At 28.9% G+C, this 18496-nt stretch carries 19 protein-coding genes and 1 tRNA gene; 10 read left to right on the top strand and 10 right to left on the bottom strand.

What is annotated here, in order from left to right:
- Positions 1-2: 2 nt before the first annotated feature.
- The 5 genes from BLA55_RS04575 to rpsT all read right to left on the bottom strand — a co-directional run bounded on the left by BLA55_RS04575 (position 3) and on the right by rpsT (position 6127).
- Positions 3-2228, bottom strand: a complete 2226-nt coding sequence (locus BLA55_RS04575; protein ID WP_073372107.1) for an ATP-binding cassette domain-containing protein — start codon at positions 2226-2228, stop codon at positions 3-5.
- 50 nt (positions 2229-2278) lie between these two features.
- Complete coding sequence (locus BLA55_RS04005) at positions 2279-2977, bottom strand: hypothetical protein (RefSeq protein WP_073372744.1); 699 nt, start codon at positions 2975-2977, stop codon at positions 2279-2281.
- A complete protein-coding gene (locus tag BLA55_RS04000; RefSeq protein WP_157089931.1) occupies positions 2946-3455 on the bottom strand; it encodes a hypothetical protein in 510 nt (169 codons plus the stop codon). Before BLA55_RS04000 ends, BLA55_RS04005 begins: the two co-directional genes overlap by 32 nt.
- Before the next feature lie 4 nt (positions 3456-3459).
- A complete protein-coding gene (locus BLA55_RS03995) occupies positions 3460-5580 on the bottom strand; it encodes a P68 family surface lipoprotein (protein WP_073372109.1) in 2121 nt (706 codons plus the stop codon).
- A gap of 286 nt (positions 5581-5866) precedes the next feature.
- A complete protein-coding gene (rpsT, locus tag BLA55_RS03990) occupies positions 5867-6127 on the bottom strand; it encodes a 30S ribosomal protein S20 (RefSeq protein ID WP_073372110.1) in 261 nt (86 codons plus the stop codon).
- A 127-nt stretch (positions 6128-6254) separates the two neighbouring features.
- Here rpsT and BLA55_RS03985 point away from each other — a divergent pair, with 127 nt between their 5' ends.
- Positions 6255-6473, top strand: a complete 219-nt coding sequence (locus BLA55_RS03985; protein WP_073372111.1) for a TM2 domain-containing protein — start codon at positions 6255-6257, stop codon at positions 6471-6473.
- 156 nt (positions 6474-6629) lie between these two features.
- On the opposite strand, the gene BLA55_RS03980 is transcribed toward BLA55_RS03985, so the two are convergent.
- A complete protein-coding gene (locus tag BLA55_RS03980; RefSeq protein WP_157089890.1) occupies positions 6630-7106 on the bottom strand; it encodes a hypothetical protein in 477 nt (158 codons plus the stop codon).
- A 427-nt stretch (positions 7107-7533) separates the two neighbouring features.
- Between BLA55_RS03980 and BLA55_RS03975 the strand changes: the two genes are divergently transcribed.
- The 4 genes from BLA55_RS03975 to BLA55_RS03960 all read left to right on the top strand — a co-directional run bounded on the left by BLA55_RS03975 (position 7534) and on the right by BLA55_RS03960 (position 12369).
- Positions 7534-7617: transfer RNA gene (locus tag BLA55_RS03975), tRNA-Leu, on the top strand.
- 124 nt (positions 7618-7741) lie between these two features.
- Positions 7742-9151, top strand: a complete 1410-nt coding sequence (locus tag BLA55_RS03970) for a M17 family metallopeptidase (RefSeq protein ID WP_073372113.1) — start codon at positions 7742-7744, stop codon at positions 9149-9151.
- A gap of 200 nt (positions 9152-9351) precedes the next feature.
- Positions 9352-10890, top strand: a complete 1539-nt coding sequence (locus BLA55_RS03965) for an MATE family efflux transporter (protein ID WP_073372114.1) — start codon at positions 9352-9354, stop codon at positions 10888-10890.
- Between the two features lie 303 nt (positions 10891-11193).
- Complete coding sequence (locus BLA55_RS03960) at positions 11194-12369, top strand: hypothetical protein (protein WP_073372115.1); 1176 nt, start codon at positions 11194-11196, stop codon at positions 12367-12369.
- Between the two features lie 101 nt (positions 12370-12470).
- Here the strand turns inward: BLA55_RS03960 and BLA55_RS04455 are convergent, their stop codons facing one another.
- Positions 12471-12656: a DNA cytosine methyltransferase gene (locus BLA55_RS04455; protein ID WP_256373990.1), complete on the bottom strand. Its 186-nt coding sequence runs from the start codon at positions 12654-12656 to the stop codon at positions 12471-12473.
- A gap of 3 nt (positions 12657-12659) precedes the next feature.
- Positions 12660-12875, bottom strand: a complete 216-nt coding sequence (locus BLA55_RS04450; protein ID WP_235631833.1) for a hypothetical protein — start codon at positions 12873-12875, stop codon at positions 12660-12662.
- A gap of 6 nt (positions 12876-12881) precedes the next feature.
- Here BLA55_RS04450 and BLA55_RS03950 point away from each other — a divergent pair, with 6 nt between their 5' ends.
- The 5 genes from BLA55_RS03950 to BLA55_RS04220 all read left to right on the top strand — a co-directional run bounded on the left by BLA55_RS03950 (position 12882) and on the right by BLA55_RS04220 (position 16335).
- Complete coding sequence (locus tag BLA55_RS03950; protein WP_073372116.1) at positions 12882-13496, top strand: DNA topoisomerase; 615 nt, start codon at positions 12882-12884, stop codon at positions 13494-13496.
- A 33-nt stretch (positions 13497-13529) separates the two neighbouring features.
- Positions 13530-15113, top strand: coding sequence for an RNA-binding domain-containing protein (locus BLA55_RS03945; RefSeq protein ID WP_073372117.1), 1584 nt, complete (start codon positions 13530-13532; stop codon positions 15111-15113).
- A complete protein-coding gene (locus BLA55_RS03940) occupies positions 15101-15421 on the top strand; it encodes a hypothetical protein (protein ID WP_073372120.1) in 321 nt (106 codons plus the stop codon). The genes BLA55_RS03945 and BLA55_RS03940 overlap by 13 nt, the downstream gene beginning before the upstream one ends.
- Positions 15394-15807, top strand: a complete 414-nt coding sequence (locus BLA55_RS04225; protein WP_084107697.1) for an IS3 family transposase — start codon at positions 15394-15396, stop codon at positions 15805-15807. The genes BLA55_RS03940 and BLA55_RS04225 overlap by 28 nt, the downstream gene beginning before the upstream one ends.
- A 198-nt stretch (positions 15808-16005) precedes the next feature.
- Complete coding sequence (locus tag BLA55_RS04220) at positions 16006-16335, top strand: IS3 family transposase (protein WP_084107695.1); 330 nt, start codon at positions 16006-16008, stop codon at positions 16333-16335.
- A gap of 212 nt (positions 16336-16547) precedes the next feature.
- Here the strand turns inward: BLA55_RS04220 and BLA55_RS03930 are convergent, their stop codons facing one another.
- Positions 16548-17468, bottom strand: coding sequence for a DpnII family type II restriction endonuclease (locus BLA55_RS03930; protein WP_073372118.1), 921 nt, complete (start codon positions 17466-17468; stop codon positions 16548-16550).
- A 94-nt stretch (positions 17469-17562) separates the two neighbouring features.
- Positions 17563-18390 carry a DNA adenine methylase gene (locus BLA55_RS03925; protein WP_073372119.1) on the bottom strand — a complete coding sequence of 276 codons (828 nt, stop codon included), beginning with the start codon at positions 18388-18390 and terminating at the stop codon, positions 17563-17565.
- Between the last annotated feature and the right edge of the window lie 106 nt (positions 18391-18496).

Raw genomic sequence — 18496 nt, 5'->3', positions numbered from 1 at the left:
AATTAATTAACTCTTTCAGTCGTATCAATATCGAATAAATGCAATCTTGAAACTTTTGAAATATCCATGTAAACAACATCACCGATATTGTATTCATCTTTTTTACTTAAGAATACGTTAGCAATAACTTTAGGTTCTTCAATGATAACTTGGGCTTGAATTTCTTTTCCTAAGTATTCAACAGATTTAATTGTACCTTTGAAAATTCCTTTAGCCGCTGTAGTTTCAACTAAATCTTCTCCACGAATTCCAACTTTAATTTCAGGTTTTGAATAGTTTGAAATTGTAGTAATTGCCTTGTCATTAATTAAGATTTCACCATTGTGAACTTTGGTTGGAAAGACTGACATTTCAGGCATACCTAAAAACTTAGCAACGAATTCGTTTGCTGGTCTACGGTAAAGTTCCATTGGTGATCCCATTTGTTGCACTTGAGCCATTGACATACAGATAACTTTGTCGCTAATTGACATCGCTTCTTCTTGATCGTGAGTAACAAAAACTGTAGTAATTTTACTTTCTTGTTGTAATTCACGAATTCATTTTCTAGTTGAAATTCTTAATTTAGCATCTAAGTTTGAAAGTGGTTCATCTAATAAAAGAATTTTTGGTTTTTTAACAAGAGCACGTGCGATAGCAACACGTTGTTGTTGTCCACCACTTAATTGAGTTGGTTTTTTGGCTAAATTCTTTGTAATATCAACACGTTCAGAAACTTCAAGCACATCGCGAGCAATCGCTTCTTTCATCGAAATTAAGTCTTTTTTATATTCTTCAACTTCATGTTGAGCTTCAATAGGTAACAATCTAATTAATTCATTAAGTCCTTTGTTTGAATTCGATGAACTAACTGATGTTTGACTAGCAAAAATTTGTGAAACCAGTTCCTTTTGAGCAAGTTTGAATTTATTTTGATATTCTTTATTTTCTTGCTTAATAATTTTTTTGGTTTCATTTAACATTCTATTAACTGAGTGAACTTTAGTTAAAGATTTCATGAAATTAAGTTGTAATTTCAAGTTTTTAAGAATTTTATTGTGTTTTACTTTGACGTATTTAAATAAAACTTTATAAATTGATTCATTAATTTTATTTAATAATTTAACTTCAAAAGTACGAACAATTTCTTTAGGTTGAATACTAATGTTGTTTTTGTAAACTTCATTTTTGTAAGTTTCAAGTTCATCAAAAAGACTACTTCTTAGTTTGTAAATTTTGTCAATGTATAAATCTAAAGAATTGGTGTAATTTTCTTGTAAGAAATCATTAATTTCTAAAGAATTTAAGAATTTACTGATTTTTAATGAATTTTGATTTTCACAATATTCTAATTCATGAGTTAAATGTTTTGCAATTGGATTTTCTTTATTTGTCAATTGACTAACATTTTGAATAGGATTTGAATGAATTCTTCTTAATAATTCAATTTCTAAGCTTTCAGTGTATTTTAATTTTGATGAAAATTCATCTAATAAATCGTTAATTTGTTGAGTTTTATTTGCATAGATCTCTTTAATTTTTTCATTAATTAGCTCTTGATCAATTTCAGCAACGATTTTCTTTTGGTAAAGTGTTTTTTCGTTTGCTGCTTTTGCTTTTTTATATGATTCAAGCGAATCCTTAACAATAAAGTTCTTTTCGGCAGCAGACTTAGATTGAGCAATTTCTAAAAGGTTAACCTGATTTTGTGAAATATCTTCTTTACGAGTTTTTAAGTTTAAAAATGAAACATTATTTTTTTCAAAAATGTCATTTCTCTCGTTAAAAGCGTTTTCTAAATCAGTAATGTATTTAGATTCGACATTAAAATGTTTAGCTAAAATTGTAAAAATGTTTTTTTGTGCTTTTTCAAAATTTAACTTATATTCTTTTTGTCAGTGTTCATCATTGTAAAGTGGAAAAGCAATATTATCAAAAACATTCATGTGTGGATAAAGGGCATAGTTTTGAAATACTAATCCTAATTCTCTTTGTTGAGGTGAATATTTTGTAACATCAATTCCGCTAAAATAAATTTTACCGCTACTTGGTTTTAAAAGACCTGAAATGGCATTAAGAGTTGTTGTTTTACCACTACCACTAGGTCCAAGTAAAGTTACAAGCTCTCCTTGGTTGATTTTAAAAGAAACATTATCAACTGCAATTGAAGTACCAAAGTCAATAACTAAGTTTTTAATTTCAATTGCTGGAGTTTGCAATTTTACAGATCTTTGTTCTTTGTTGTCCATTATTTCCTTTCTTTATTACTTTAATTTTAATAGATTTCTAGAATTTAATGTTAATTGACATTCTTAATTTTCGAAATTCCATTTAGTTTATAATAATTTTTTCTTGTTTCTAAACCACCAAATTCTGGATTGCTTGGCAACATGAAAAATTCTCTTGCACTACTAAAACTTTTACCGTGTTCACTATAGAAAACAACTAAATCATCAGGTTTTTCAATTCGTTTATTTAAAACATTTTCAATACCATATTTTTCTTTTAGAATATTGTTTACTTTATTTACAGTTTCAGGAGAATAAAAACCTTTTTGATTTATAAAACCATAGTTATATGCATTAGCAATATATGGTGTTGCTAAAAGTTCAAATGAAGGATTTGGTTCATTTTCTTCATTTTTCTTATATGTGTTATATGCAACTACTGTAGTGTCATTAATAATTGGTAAGGTATAACCATTTTTTAAAAGTTCAAGTGCATATAATTTTCACTGACCGCTAGTTTCATCTTGATATAAAATGTGTGTCACATATCTATCATATGATCTTGTCGCTCAATTATCTGCAATTAATTTAACTTTTTTTCCTACTTTTAATACTGATTTAGCAAATTCTGTATCTAATTCTGATAAAGTTCTTTCGATTCGATTAATTTTCAATTTATTTTTCAATATTTCAAGATTAGCTTCTTCAACTGTTACTTGTTTTTGATCACCAGCTTTTTTAGCTTCATCAATTTTTTGCTTGTTGAGCATCAAAAATAGCTTGAATTTCTTCTGGTGTTTTTTCTTTTTGTTTGTTAGAGGCTGAAACAAATGGATCCACAACATAAGCTTCAGGAGTATCAATAAATGGAATACGAATATTAATCTGATTTTCAGTAATATGACTTTCCGCTCCTGATTGTTCTTGAGCTAATTTTAAATCATCGAATTTAACTACAACTGTATCTCCATCAATTACTCTAACAATTTCAGCATCAACAGCATGATAGTATTCTCAAAAGTTTTGTGTGACTTCGGTCGAAACACCACTGAAGTAATTATATTTTGTATATTTAATAATTTTATTATCAATGTCTTTGGTTAAATTATCAAAATCAAATTCATTAATTGAAAAAGCTTTGTTAGAAGGAGCACATTGACTTGAAAGCATTGGTACTGCTAGAGTTGTAAGAAAAATACCCGTAGATAGGGTAAGTATTTTTCTTCGTTTATTAACGATTTTGAACATTAAATTATTCAATTCCTCTTCTGAATTTTGCTAATGCTTCAGCAGGTTTAACTTTATTTCCAGTAACAAGACTTTTTGCAGTAGTAGAAATAGCTTTTCTAACTCTATCAGCTTCAGTTGCACCTGGATCTTCTACCAAGAAGTTACTTTCAGGATGTGTAACAAGTGCTTGGAATGCTTTAAAAATTAAGTTGTGTGGTGTACCTTCTTTAGCGAATAAACCTTTTGGTTGGTCAAAGAATTCTTTTGTAGTGTTTAAGTAGTTACCAAATTCATTGAAAATATCGATTGGTTTTTTGTTTGTAAATGTTTGAAACTTATCACTTTTATCTGGATTTTTTCCATTAGGAATTCGCAATTCTTCAACTGTAGTAGAAATAAATCATTCAACAAATTTTCTTGTTTGTTCGTCTTCATTAGCATTAGAGTGAATTCCGATAATAGATGGTCCTTGTCCTACAATGTAACTTTTATCAGATTCTGCTGTAGCTTTTGTAGGTGCCATTAAGTTATAAACTTCATCACTATTAACAAATGAACTTGCAGAAGCTAGTGTAATTTCAAATTCTGCAGGATCAATTAAGTAAAGTTGTTTTTTACCTAATCTAAAGTCGATTTCACCTAATAACTTACTTTTATCACTCAATTGGATTCCTTTAAATGTAACGATTCCTTTTGAATCAGAAGAAACTGCAGTAGAATTAGCATCTGCAACAACAATTACATAGTTTTTACCATTACCAAATGCTTTTAAAGTAGCATCTTGTTCTGCACTTGTTAATTTACCATCGTGTTTTAATTTATCAGGTTTTTGTTTATCATTAGTACTTAAATAAATACTATTTTGATAAGAACCATCGATAAATTTGATACCATCATCGCTAGAAGATTCTACAACGTATAAATTAGTTGTTTTTCTTTCATCATCAGTTAAAATTTCAGTAAGATCATTTTTCTTATCTTTGAATTTAGCGTTAATGAATTTAGCGCCATCAACTTGTGCAGCTTTACCAGATACATAGTTATATGAAACTCCAGCACTTGATCCAATTGTTGCAAGATATTCATGTTTTGAGAAACGAGTTGAACCATATGATCCATCACCATTAATAATTAATGAACTAGTAGAAATAGCTGGATTAAAAATATCAAAAATTTTCTTAATTCCATCATATTCTGCAGTACCTGATTTTTTGTATGATGTAAAGTCAAATCCACCGTAAATTTCAGTACCAGCTGCATTAGTTTTAGGGAATAATGTAATACCGTTTTGTGCAGCACTTGTATAGAAATCATTAGGGAATGAGTCTGTTGAAGCGATGTAAGAAACTTTTTCTGGATTGTAGTATGATCTTACAATTGTAATGAATTTTAAATAATCATTTCAATTACCGAAAGTAGTATCTGAAAGAGTAAATCCTGTTCTTAAGTCTGCTGCTTCGTTTCATGATTTTTCATCAAAAGCACCATCTCATTTTTTATTAATCATAGCTTTATCAGCATCTTCGCTTGCAGATGATCATTTTTCAATAGCTTTATTAATAATTTTATTTGATTCAGATTTATCAACCGCAAGTCCTTTAGCTTCTAAATCTGAAATGATTTTACCTAATAATGGCAAGTTAATTGTTAATATTGAAGTTGATTTTGAAGTAGGAATAAATACAATTTCACCATCATTAATTCCAGCGATTTTTTTGTTAATGTCTAAGAATTGGTCGGCAATATTATCTAAACCACTAATTCCTTTAAAATCTAAACTCATGTCATATTCAGCGATTTCAGCTGCTGCTGCAGGATAGTTAAAGATCAAGTTACCGATTGAACCACTTTTATCACGTGCTTTAAGACCTTGAACAATAGAAGTTGTTGTATATCCACCAACTCTAACTATTTCAATTGGATAAAGATTGTTTGGTGCGACCACATTAGCGTTGTAATAATCAACAATTGCTTGTAGTGCTTTACCTTGTTTATTAGTTTCTGAAAAACCAGAAGTAATAATGATCTTTTTATCATCATTTTGATCAAAACGTCCTTTAGCACCACAAGCTGCTGAAAGCAATGGTGCAGCAAGCATTGAAGCACTCGCAACAGTTAATAAAGTTTTAAATTTTGTTTTCATTTTTCTCCTTGAAATTGATTGCAAATAAATACACAAATAATTATATTATTTATTTCTGTAGAATCTGAATTTTTATTCAATTGTGGAAAAAACATGGAAAAAAATAAAAAACGGATTTTAAAGCTAAAAATTACATTTTTTAGTGAAAATTATTTTCGTTTTAGAGTTTCACACAACAGTGGAGAAACATTTTTATATTAAATAAATCAAGCAGAACAAAAATAAAAAAATAAACTATTTGCGAATTCCAAAAAAATTCGGTCATAGTTTATTTAGTGAGTTTAAATTATTTGTTTTTGTTTACAAAATCATCTAAACGTGAGTGTTTTCTAGCACCTTTATTAGCGTGGAAAACACCTTTTTTCACAGCTTTTCCAATTAATGAGTGTGCTAAAGCAACTTTTTCAGCAACTTTTTCATCTTTTGCTAAAACTGCTTCACGTGCAGCTCTAATAGCTTTACGTACACGTGATTTCATAGCAGCGTTTTTAACTCTAGCAGCTTCCATTTTTGAAATGCTTTTGATTTTAGATTTAATATTTGCCATGTTAAACCTCCCTTTTTCATACATTTTTATATATTTTTAAAAATATAGAAAAATCGTGTTTATTATATCAAAAAGACAAAAGAAATGATAAAATTAATTCATATATTAGATGTGAAAAGGAGTCAAAATGACTGTATCAAACAAAAGTCGTGTTGTTCTTGTTATATTGAGTTTCTTCTTAGGAGCATTAGCGATTGATCGATTTTATGCTGGTAGAATTGGATTAGGTATTGCTAAATTATTATTAGGTGTATTTACTTTATATATTTGAAATTTTGTTGATTTTATTTTAGCAGTTGCTGGAAGACAAAAAGATAATTTTGGATTATATATTCAAAACTGATAAACATAAGATACGAAATATTCTAGAGAAATTAAAATTCAAACTCTATTGCACTGCGATAGAGATTTTTTATTAACTAAATTCAATTCAAAAAGTGAAAAAAATCTCCATTTATTTAACGGAGATTACTTTAGCATCACAAAAGTGAAAGTTTGTAGTTTATTTACGCTTAGTTACAATTACAAGCGAACCATCTTGTAAGTCACATTCAACTGGATTGGCTAAATTCAAACTATATAAAATATTTCTAAAATCAAAAATTTGTTCTAAGGAGATTTCTTCAAATTTTTGTTCAGGAATTAAGACGTAATTATTTCCTAAATGACAAATTTTAGTTTTTTTAATAAATTCGACTGGATAATAATCTTTAAGTCATTGCAATAATAAAATATCACTATGATCTAAATCTTTTTCATTAATATGAATTTTAAGATTTTCATCGATGTATCTTTTACGAATTATGTTGAAATTATAAATAAAGTTTTGAATTTCTTTTCTGGTCAAAACAGTTGCAAGAAAAGCACACAAAATAGCTCTATTTTTATTTATCGCATAACTTGTGTTTTTAAATTCTTCAGATTGAAGAAGTTTAATTAATTGTGTTTTTTCTTTTTTTAAATCATGTAATACATTCATAAAAATTGGATATCTTTTATAAAGTACTAAGTATTTAAAATCACAAACATCGTATTCTATTTTTGAGTATAATTCATATAAAAATAGAAAAAAATTAAACTTAATCGTGTTATCAAACAACTTTGGTTTATTCGTGTAAATTCATTTTGCTAAGTGTAATTTTCTAATATTTAAGCACAACATTTGACCTTCTTTTTTATCTACTCATTTTAATTATAGTTTTATATATGCATAAAATGCAAAAAGTGCAAATTAATTGATGAATTTTTGCATTTTATGACATGTTTTTTCATAAAAAAGTCGATTTTGCCTAAAAATTATGAAAATTAATTTATTTTCGTTTTTGTTTCTTGAAATTATATTTAATTTAAAATTAAAGATTTGTTGATTTTATGCTTTTGAAGAATATGATAAAATAATATTACAAGCCCAAGTGGTGGAATGGTAGACGCTGCGGACTCAAAATCCGCTGGAGCAATCCGTGCAGGTTCAAGTCCTGTCTTGGGCACCAGAAAAATTGCGACATTGAGTGTCGTTTTTTTTTTTTTTTTTGCCTTAGTCAAAATGATTTTCCTTTTAAAAAAAAATTTAAAGTATTAAAATTTAATTAATATGAATTAGAAGAAAGGAAAAATATGATTATCAAAGAAATTACATCACAATTAAGAAGTGATTTAATGCAATTAAAAGCGGTTTTTAAAGGTGATGAATATCCAAAAACACTTTTAGAAAAAAATTCACAAATTACTGAATATTTCGATAAAAACGAAGCTTTGGTTTACCTTGGAGAAAAAGGTAAATTAAAATATGACGATGTCTATGCTTTCGCTAAAAACTTAGCAAGTGCTAACACACGTGCTTACCAAGTTAACTTAGACTCATTTGTTGGTGAAGGATTATGCATTAAAGGTGTTGTTAAAGCTTTTGTTGAAGCTATTAACTACACAAATGCACAATTATGAAATGCTAAAACTAAAGAAAAAGAAGTAAAACACGAAATTAGTTTATATTCAAGTGCAAACCAAAGTGAATACGAAAAAGCTTTAACTGAAGCTTTAGTATTATCTCAAGCAGTAAACTTTGTACGTGATTTACAAGTTACACCACCAAATATCTGTAATTCAGAATGATTAGCTGATTTTGTAGCAAATGATTTAAAACAACACGAAAACTTAAAAGTTACTGTTTTAAATAAGGCACAAATCGAAGAGCAAAAAATGGGATTATTACTTTCAGTTAACCGCGGAAGTATGTATGAACCTCGTGTAGTTGTGATTGAATACAACGGAAATCCTGAAAGTGACCAAAAAACTGTTTACGTTGGAAAAGGAATTACATTCGACTCTGGTGGATACAACATCAAAACTGGTGGACACATGTTAGGAATGAAATTCGACATGTCAGGTAGTGCAATTGTAGCCGGAGCTCTTAAAGCGATTGCTCAATTACAACCAAAAGTTAACGTAGCGGCTGTAATGTGTATTACTGACAACCGTGTAAACGGAGACGCTTCATTACCTGATTCAGTATGAACAAGTATGAACGGAAAAACAGTTGAAATCAACAACACAGATGCTGAAGGTCGTTTAGTAATGGCTGATGGATTAACATACGCAGTTAGAAACTTAAAAGCAACTCGTTTAGTTGATGTGGCAACTTTAACCGGAGCTATCTTAGTTGCTTTAGGTTCAACATACACCGGAACATGAGCAACAAGCGAAAAAGCATGAGAAGAATTAAAAGCTGCCGCTGATAAACAACACGAATTAGTTTGAAGAATGCCATTAGACGAAGCATTTGCTAAAGAAATTAGAAACTCAGTTGTTGCTGACTTAAAAAACACTGACTTAAGTGGTCGTGGTGGAGGTAGTTCTTCAGCCGCTATGTTCTTAAAAGAATTCACCGAAGGTGTTGAATACATTCACTTAGACGTTGCCGGAACTGCTGATTTAGGACACAGACCTACCGGAGTTATGGTTAAAACTTTAACTCAATTAGCACTTGGTACTTCTTGCGGATGCTCAAGTAAAAAAGAAGAAAAATAATACTGAGGATATATGTATTTTTTAATACATATATTTTTTATTCTCTTTTTGTGTATCATTGCTAAATTGCAACCGCGACTACTCACAAGTAAAATTTAAGCTAGCGGTTTTGCAAAAAAGAGAAATATTATAAAATTTAAAGTATATATTTTGAATAAGAGATAAGAAATTTAATTAATGTTAGTTTGAAAGGAATATTAATGTTTATGATTCAAAAATGGTTCAAAACTTTTTTTAGTGTTCATTTTCCAGATTCAAAACGACAGTGATGAGAATACTTCATTCACGCTTTTCCGGTTGTTTTATCAGGATTGTGTTTTGCCTTTAATAACTTTGTCGACAACTTCATGGTCTTAACGGTTAATGGTGGTACTTCAGCACTAAGCTTTGCCAACTTCTATACTTCAATCATTTTAGCGATTTTTACCGGAATTGGATTTATCGGTGCTACTTTGGTTGGACAATATTTAGGAGCTGGTAATATTAAGAAAACCCGCGAAGTTATCAGCTTAAGAATTATTCTCAGTGCAATCGTGGTTATTGTCATTTTAGTTTTTGCTTACGCAACTCCACAAGCTATGATTGAATTAGTTGCTGGTCCGCGTAATAATGAATCCGGTCAAAGTTACGATGAAATTGTACGATTGGCACAGGATTATCTAAAATATATTGCAATTGCTTGAATTTTATTAATCTGAACCTTTACATCTGGAAATTTATTACGTGAAATAGGTCTTGGAAAATATTCAATGTACTCGACCATCACAACTTTATGTGTTAATATTACATTCAACTCGATTTTTATGTATGCCCTAAACATGGGGGTTATTGGTGCTGCTTTAGCTAGTGTCATCGCTCGTGTTTCGGCTCTGGTTATGAATTTCTTATTCTTATATATCAAACGTAGAGAATTAAATGTCTTTCCATGACAACTCTTTCATGTTTCACCAATTATTTTTATTCAATTCGTTAAACGTTTTCCGTCAATTCTATTATCTTCAAGTGCTGTTGCATTTAACACCGTAAGACAAATTTTCTACAATAGTGCTCATACTGATAATGCATATAACATTATGAACGTGGCGGTTTTATCAATTACAGCTACTTTTACTGGTATCTTTACTGCAACATTCGCTTCCTTTAGTGCCAATATCACTAAATATGTTGGTATGCATCTAGGTCGTAGTGAATTTGATATTGCTGTTAAAAATGGAAATCAACTCAAAGGATTCCACTTTATGATGCAAGTGTGCATGTCACTCTTTTTCTCAATCTTTCTTTTTATTCTTCCACACATTGGACTCTTTTCAAACTCAGCAATTAAAAACTGAGCTCTTTCAAATCCAAACCAAACTCAAGAAACATTAGAAGCGGTTAAAAAAGTTTATAATGAATATCTAATTGGTACATTGATTATCATGTTAGCTTTTAGTCCATTTTGAGCTTGATTTATCACCAGTGCAAGGTTAATTTCTGCTGGTGGTAGAAATAACGTTATCTCACTCTTAGAATTTATCACTGGCGCCTTACAACTTGCTTGATTAGCTCTTTTAACTTATGTTTTTGTTGCTCCTAATAAATGAGATTTAAACGTTGTTTGATTCTACTTAGTCTTTTTCTTATCAGATATTGTTAAACTTGCAATTTTTGAAATTGTCTACTACAATATTCGTTGAGACCGTAATCTAACTCACGAAAAATTTAATTTTCACAAGAAAAAAGTAGCGAAATCCGAATAAAATTATTAATTTAAAACACACAAGTACAACCGTTGCTTTGTGTGTTTTTTTGTAATTTCCTTAAGGCATCAATCTTTTTTCACTGTAATTTAATTTTGATATTAATTCCTGAAAATATTTGAAAAAATGTACTTTGAAATGAAAATGCGGTAATTTTTTTCATAAAAAAACGAAATTTCATATTTTTCTATGTATTTTTACAAAAAAAAAAAAAAAAAAGGAGCTAGTTGTATAATGTGAATGAAATTGTATTTTACATATAAATTTCAAACTTATTTTTGATCAAAAAAGAGGAAATTATACATGAAAAGATTCAATAAGAAATTATTAATTTTAGGACTAGGTTCAGTTGCTGCTCCTATTGCTATTTCACCAGTTATGTCAGCTGCAAATAATGATTCATCGGAACAAAAAGTTAATGAAGTACTTCAGGCTGTTTATGGTACTCTTGTTGGGATGCCAAATAATAGCATTAGTCAAAAGTACAGTTTAGCAGGTATGTCTTTAGCTGGTACTCAATATTATAAAAATCTTTTTAATAATAAAGTAACAGAAATAAAAACTAAATATGGTGACGGAATTAACTTCGGTGAAAAATATCTTGAAGAATATTGAAATGAGTTTAAGGAAAAACATGATATGGCTATCAGTACAGAACAGACAGCTGAAAATGTTCAAGGTATAATTAATATTGTATCTCATGAAGTTCTACCAGCCGCTTATGAAATGTTAAAACAATATGAAGCTTTAATGGCTATCGAAAGCTTATTAGATACTGATGAAAAAAATGTCGCTCTTTTAAAAGCTAATTCAGAAAGAATTAGTTCAAAATTTCCTTCATCTCCATCTACTTATCATTTATTAATAAAATACATCGAATTAATTAAATTAACAAGTAAAGTGAGTGTCGAAACAGCAGAAAAATTAGCTTCAGATGCATTAGAAGTGAAATTAAGTCAAGATAGACAAATTGAAGAATTAAAAGCTCTTTTAGAAAAAGCAAAAAGTGAAATTGAAAAACTAAAAGAAGCAGGTAAATTAAAAGACCAAGAACTTGCTAAAATTGCTGCTCAACTTGTTGCTCAAAGAGGTGAATATTCAAAACTTTTAGCTGAAAATCAAGCACAGACAAATAAAATTATCGAATTACAAGCTTTAGCTGCTTTAGCAAATGATAATGATTCAAAATTAGTTGATTTCATTAAAGCTGTAAACAACATTTTTAAAGAATTAGACTTAAATTACAACATCGAATTAACAGCCACTGTTGATCAATACAACGACACAATTAAAAAAGCATTAAGCGATCTTCAAAACAAATTATTAGAAACACAAACTGACCTTAATAACCACAAAAATAGTGTAAAGACCAACAATAACTCAACTAGTTGAAAAACACCATTTATCATTTCTACTGTTATAGCTGTATTGCTATTAGCAGCAGTTATTGGTGTTTCTCTTAAAAAATCTAAAAAATAATTTCTTTCAAATAAAAAACACAGAATTAAGTTTCTGTGTTTTTTGTTGTTCCTAGTCTAAAATGGCTATAAATTCAATTCGTTGTTTCTTTGATCAATTATCTACAATGAATTTTGGTCTAACACTTTTAAAATGTTTTGAGAAATTGCATGAATTACTGGTACAGCAACAGAGTTACCAAATTGCTTATATGCTTGCGTGTCGCTCACAGGAATGATAAATTCGCTTGGAAACCCCTGTAAACGACTAGCTTCACGCGGTGTTAATTTACGAGGATTTTTACCAATTTGTTAAATCAAGATTTCACTTTCATCCTTATAATAACGAGCTGAAATAGTATTAGCGTATTCACTTTCTTCATTAAATAAAGAATAACCAAATCCATTTCCGTTCTTAAGGTGTTGTTGTTTACGACTTTGATGACCTTCTCGTAAAGCATCAGAAATGGTATATTTATCATTAACCGACTTTTCTAATATAATGACTTGGTTGCTGCTAAGCTTCACGCAAGTATGGGCTATCCGCTTGTAGAGCAAACCACAAAGGTGATGGTGATATTTGAGGATTTTGAGTTTACCAATAGTAGCAAAGTCATTGTGGGAGAAGGTTTTACAAAGTACATGAAGCAGTATGCAAAGAAAAAAGAAGAAGTCATACTACCAAAGATTGAAGCTAACGAAAACTATGAAATTCAAGCAAGGGAAATCAAAGAAAAGTTCACAAATCCTTCAAAGCACTACACCGAGGATACACTTCTAAAGGCGATGGAGCTTGTGGGAACGGAAGATTTGGAAAAAGGGATTGAAGTGGAGAGAAAAGGAATAGGGACACCTGCCACAAGAGCCGGCATTCTGGAGAGTTTAATCTCTAAAGGATTTGTGGAACGTGATAAAAAGAACCTTCTTGCGACACACAAGGGAGTGGCACTGGTTACCATTGTTTCTGAAGCTTTTAAATCAGCAAAGACCACAGCGGAGCGGGAAACAAAGCTGAGTAAAGTTACTGCTGGGCGTTGGATAAGGCGGTCTTTTTGAAAGAGATTGAAGGTGGTATTCTTGAGGAAATCAGTCATTATCAAAAGTAGCGGTTGTGAAAATAATAGTAATAGGCACAAAGAAATGTTATAATTAAACAAAAATACAAAGGTGAGGTGAGCTATAATGCAGCGTTCTGATATACAGAGAATGGCTCATGATATTTTAGAAAAACAGGTGCTTGAAAATAGCTATATCGAGTATAAGAAATCAGCTCAATTTAAAGATAAAATCTTAAAGACAGCATGTGCTTTTGCAAACAATTACATGAATAATGAGATTGGACTGATTTTTATTGGTGTAGAGGAAGTGGATGATAAAGAAACAAAAGAAAAGGCCATCCCAAAGCGTCCAATCTCCGGCATTAAAGAAGCAATGATTGAGAGTATTGAAAATCGGCTTAAATCATTACTTTCCTACATCACACCTAAAATTAGCTATCAGCTTATTCAAGATAAGATTGATGATGAATACTATATTGTCATTGCTGTTGAGCCAAGCGTAAAAGGGCCATGTCAAACGACCGAGAAAGCTGAAAAGGATAAGGAGATCGGACTTAAATCTGGAAGATATATTCGAGTTTCAAGAGATTCAAAGCTACCCAATACTACAGAAGAATTTGAGCTACTAAAGAAATTTGCAAATTTTAATTTCAGTTCAAGTTTAAATAAAACAGCTACGCTTGATGATTTGAGCTATGAATATATGAAAGAATATCTTACTTTGACAGGAGCCAAAGAGGATCTTAGAAGTCTTTCTAAAATAGAAATGGCAAAGGCATTAGGATTAATTGATGAAAGTGAATATGGTGGATTTAGAGCAAAAAACTTTGCTGTTTTGATGTTTTGCGAAAAACCAAATCGCTTTATTCCTAATGCACAAGTAGAAATCATTCGTGAAATTGATGGAACAGATAAGATGGAGAGAACAACATTCGATGCTCCAGTATGGTTACAAGCAAAGCAGGTTGTTCGCTACTTTCAAGACAATATCATGCGTTCTTATACTTTACGTTATCCAGATCACATGGAACACAAGATTATTTATAACTATCCTGTTTCAGCGTTTGAAGAATTAGCAACAAATGCAATTTTACACAAAGAGTACGATGAGGATGAATATGTTGGAATCTATGTTTATAAAGATAGAATCTCTTTTGTAAATCCGAATCGTCCACTTCCTCCGGTTACAATTGAAGCTTTGAATAAGGAGAGAAGTTTTGATAAAAGAGAGTACCTGAATAAAGAATTAAAAGATATGTTTTATGCTTTAGATTTGATTGAATCATATGGTTCTGGAATCAGAAGGACAAAAGAAGCTATGGAAGCTAATCTTTCCCCTGATATTGTCTTTTTACCAAATGACGATTTAGGAAATTATACAAATGCAATTATTTATATTCAGCCTGAATTCTTAAAGGATCATTTCTTGGCTAGTACTAACCTAGAAACTGGCCTAGAAATTGGAAAAGAAACTTCCATGAGTAAGCAAATTATTGACTTGATGAGTGCAAATCCGCATATTACAATCAAGGAACTCGCAGAAAGGATTGGAGCTTCAATTAATGGTGTGAAGTACAATATTAATCTTCTAAAAGAGAATGGAAGAATCACCAGAAAAGGCTCAACTAAGTCGGGTAAACTAGGACTCGAAATATGGACATTCCATGTTTCGAGTTTTTTTATAGAGTTAGTGAAATGAAACAATTAAAAGAAATACAATGATTAGAATTATTTGAAAAATATCACGATTACAAGAACGGAGTTTTAGGCAAAAATGAATTCGAATCTTTTTATCGCTCAATTAGAGGTGTGAGCTATTTTGATAATAAGTCACGATACACAAGAAAATATTTCGTATCAAAATATAATAGATATAATTTAGGAATGATTGATTTAAACTCACAAACAGGTAAAGCTACTAAAAAAGGAAAAGGTACAGGTCGACCAAAAAAGAGAAAAATAACACCAGTAGAAATTGCTAGAAAAGAATGAAAAAAATGCCAAAAGAGCAATTAATTGAAATTTTGGAAATCTTTAAAGATTCTTTTGATAAAAATAATATTGAAGTTGGCATATCTAAAATCGAGAAATCATCAATTTCATCAAGACGTTTAAGCGTTACCTTTAATAAATCTAAATCAACTATTCATAACATTAAAAATGGTCAAGAGAAAACTAATAAATTAGTAATAAATAAGAATAAACATGACGATCTAATAATCGAAGCATTTAAAAAGAATAAATGCTTGTTTGGAAGAGTAAGGTTAGCAAATTATATTAGAGAAAAATATCAAATTTATCTTAATTATAGGACTTTAGGAAGAATTATGAATAGATTAGGATTGTTCTGTGTAATCCGTAGAAAAAGAAAACAAAGAGAACAAAAAGATACAAAGTGTTAAAATTCTTAGAATCTTGTTCAGCGTGACTACAATGGTGAAAATAATCAAATAATAGCAACAGACGTTACCTACATTCCTGCACCTAGAGATTGTGAAAACAATTTTGTATTTTTATCTATTGCAATCGACCATAGAAGTAAATATATTGTAAATTACAACATTTCAAAAACAAATGATTTGGAACTTGTTATGAAACATATGTCTAAAATCAAATTTAACAAAAAATGAATAGCACATTCTGACCATGGATTTCAATATTCATCAAAAAAATATTTAGAATCAATTCAAAACAATAATGGTGTAGTTTCTATGGCGAGAATTGGAAATTCATTAGATAACCGAGAAGTTGAATATTTTTTCTCAATTTTAAAATCTGAGTGTTTAAAATTAATCGACGTGACAAAGATAAATTTTGCCGAATTAAAATCAATTATCGACAATTTTATACTTTGATACAACAATGAGAGAATTCAATCTTCATTGAAATGAAAAAAACCTCAAGATTTTTGAGGTGTTTGCGGACAATAAATAAGCTTTTTTCCATTTTCGTTGTCCTAGTTTACAAAAAATGGTATTTTATTATTATTTGTTGTTATATTGTAGATTAACTCTAGAAATCGTTGTTTTTGACTAAAAAGCGGGATTTTGTTACTTTGTAAAGAAAAATAAACCAGCAGTTTAAATTTTCCTGATTAGGATTTTATCATTCAGATTATAAAAAAGAATTCTATATATCATTATTATTTTAAATTGAATATTTCTTTTATTTGTTTTCTTAATTCTCCTGATTTTGCTGTTTGATAATTCATTAATAAGATGTTGTTAAAAGCTTTTTCTAGAAGATTTTCTTGCACAGTTTGTCAAAAATAACCGTCTGTTATTAAAATAAATTCTATATTGTTATTATTTAATTCTTGTTTTCTATTTATATAACTATCAATTGTCTCTTGTGGTTTTGAACCAGCAGAACCATAGAAATTAACTTCAATATTTAAAAATGTGTTACCTTTATATAGGATAAAATCAGGTTTTTTACCTGAAATGTTATTGTTTATTCTTATATTGAAATTTTCTAGATTTTTAAACTTATTTTGAACTAATAAATTAATATCGTAATCTTTGCATATAGATTCAATTATTTCTTTGCACATTTCTTCAAAAACTAAACCACTTCTATTTTTTCTACCATTACTATCTAAACCAACCAAAACACCAGTAATATAATCATAAACACTTTTTTCTATAATTTCTTGAAACAATTTTTTTAATCCTATTTTTTCGAAAAATCTATAATATATCTCTTTTTCTTTTTCATTTATACCTTTTTTTGCTTTTTTTATAGAAAAATCAAATTCTTCCACAAAACCATCTTCATTTAAAACCTCAAGGTTTGAATTACCTAATTTTATTCTTTTTCTAGAGTCTTTCGAAATTGCGATTAATAAAGGAAAAACAGTTATTACAGTAGGCACTTTTTCTAGTAATTCAAAAAATTTGTTCTTAAAATCATTGCATTTTATTAATGAATTCATAGCGTTGATTTCAATGCTATTTTCTATTTGACTTGTTACGTTGTCTCAGTTAACAAAATAATCATATTTTTTGTTTTTTGTCAATAAAGTTTTGACAAATAGTTTTTCATTTATTTGATTCTTTTTCATTTTTTAATACCTATTTTTAAGTTTTTTATAAACTAATTATTTTTTTTAATTGTTATATACAATAAATTTTAAATAAAAATATAACTATTTGCAACTAATATTCATAATTAGTAATTATAACTTCAAATCCTTTTCTATTTTTACCGTCACTATTTACATTTCTTTTGACATTAACTGTTTCTATATTATATTCAGAATATAAATCTCTAATTAAATCAGTATTATGATTTGTTAGCATTACAAAACATCCTTTTTCATCAAGAGTTTTAAATACTTTTGACAACCTAATATGACTTTCTAAATTAAAACCTTCTTTTGTATAAGATTCAAATGTGTTTGAATTTAAAGGAACATAAGGACTATCTATGAAGATAAAATCTCCTTTTTGAGCTTGTTTCAAACTTTCTTCAAAATCTAAATTAGAAATTTCTACATTTTGAAGATAATTACTGATTTTTAAAATATTTTCTTTGTCATAAGAACGTACTTTGGTTTTATTGTTAAATGGAACATTAAACAAACCTTTTGAATTAACTCTATATATGCCATTAAAACATTTTTTGTTTAAAAAAACAAACAATGATGCTAACTCTATATCAAATTCATTTGCTATTATTTTTTTGTTAAATTGTTCTCTTTTCTCGTAAAAAAATTCTTTAGTGCATTCTTTTTCATCCAGTTCTTTTAAATTTTCTATTAAATGATTCGGGTTAGTTTTTATGACATTAAATGCATTTATAAGAACAGCATTAATATCATTTACATATGCCTTTTTGGGTTGTAAATTAAATAAAACTGCCCCTCCACCTAGAAATGGTTCAAAATAATTTTTGATTTTTTTAGGAAGTCTTTTCTTAATTTCTTCAATTAATTGAGTTTTACCACCTACTCATTTTACAAAAGGTTTAATATCATTTTTCATCTTGTAAATCCTTTATATTTTGTTTTATCATTTAATTTATATTTTAATATTAAAAATACTTTATTTTTATAAAAATAATTAAAACATTTTTAATAATTAAAAAATA

The sequence above is a fragment of the Mycoplasmopsis pullorum genome (genome assembly GCF_001900245.1).
In the GTDB taxonomy this organism is placed as follows: domain Bacteria; phylum Bacillota_I; class Bacilli_A; order Mycoplasmatales; family Metamycoplasmataceae; genus Mycoplasmopsis; species Mycoplasmopsis pullorum.
Note: the sequence above shows the minus strand (reverse complement) of the source record. Positions and strands in the feature narration are given on the sequence as shown.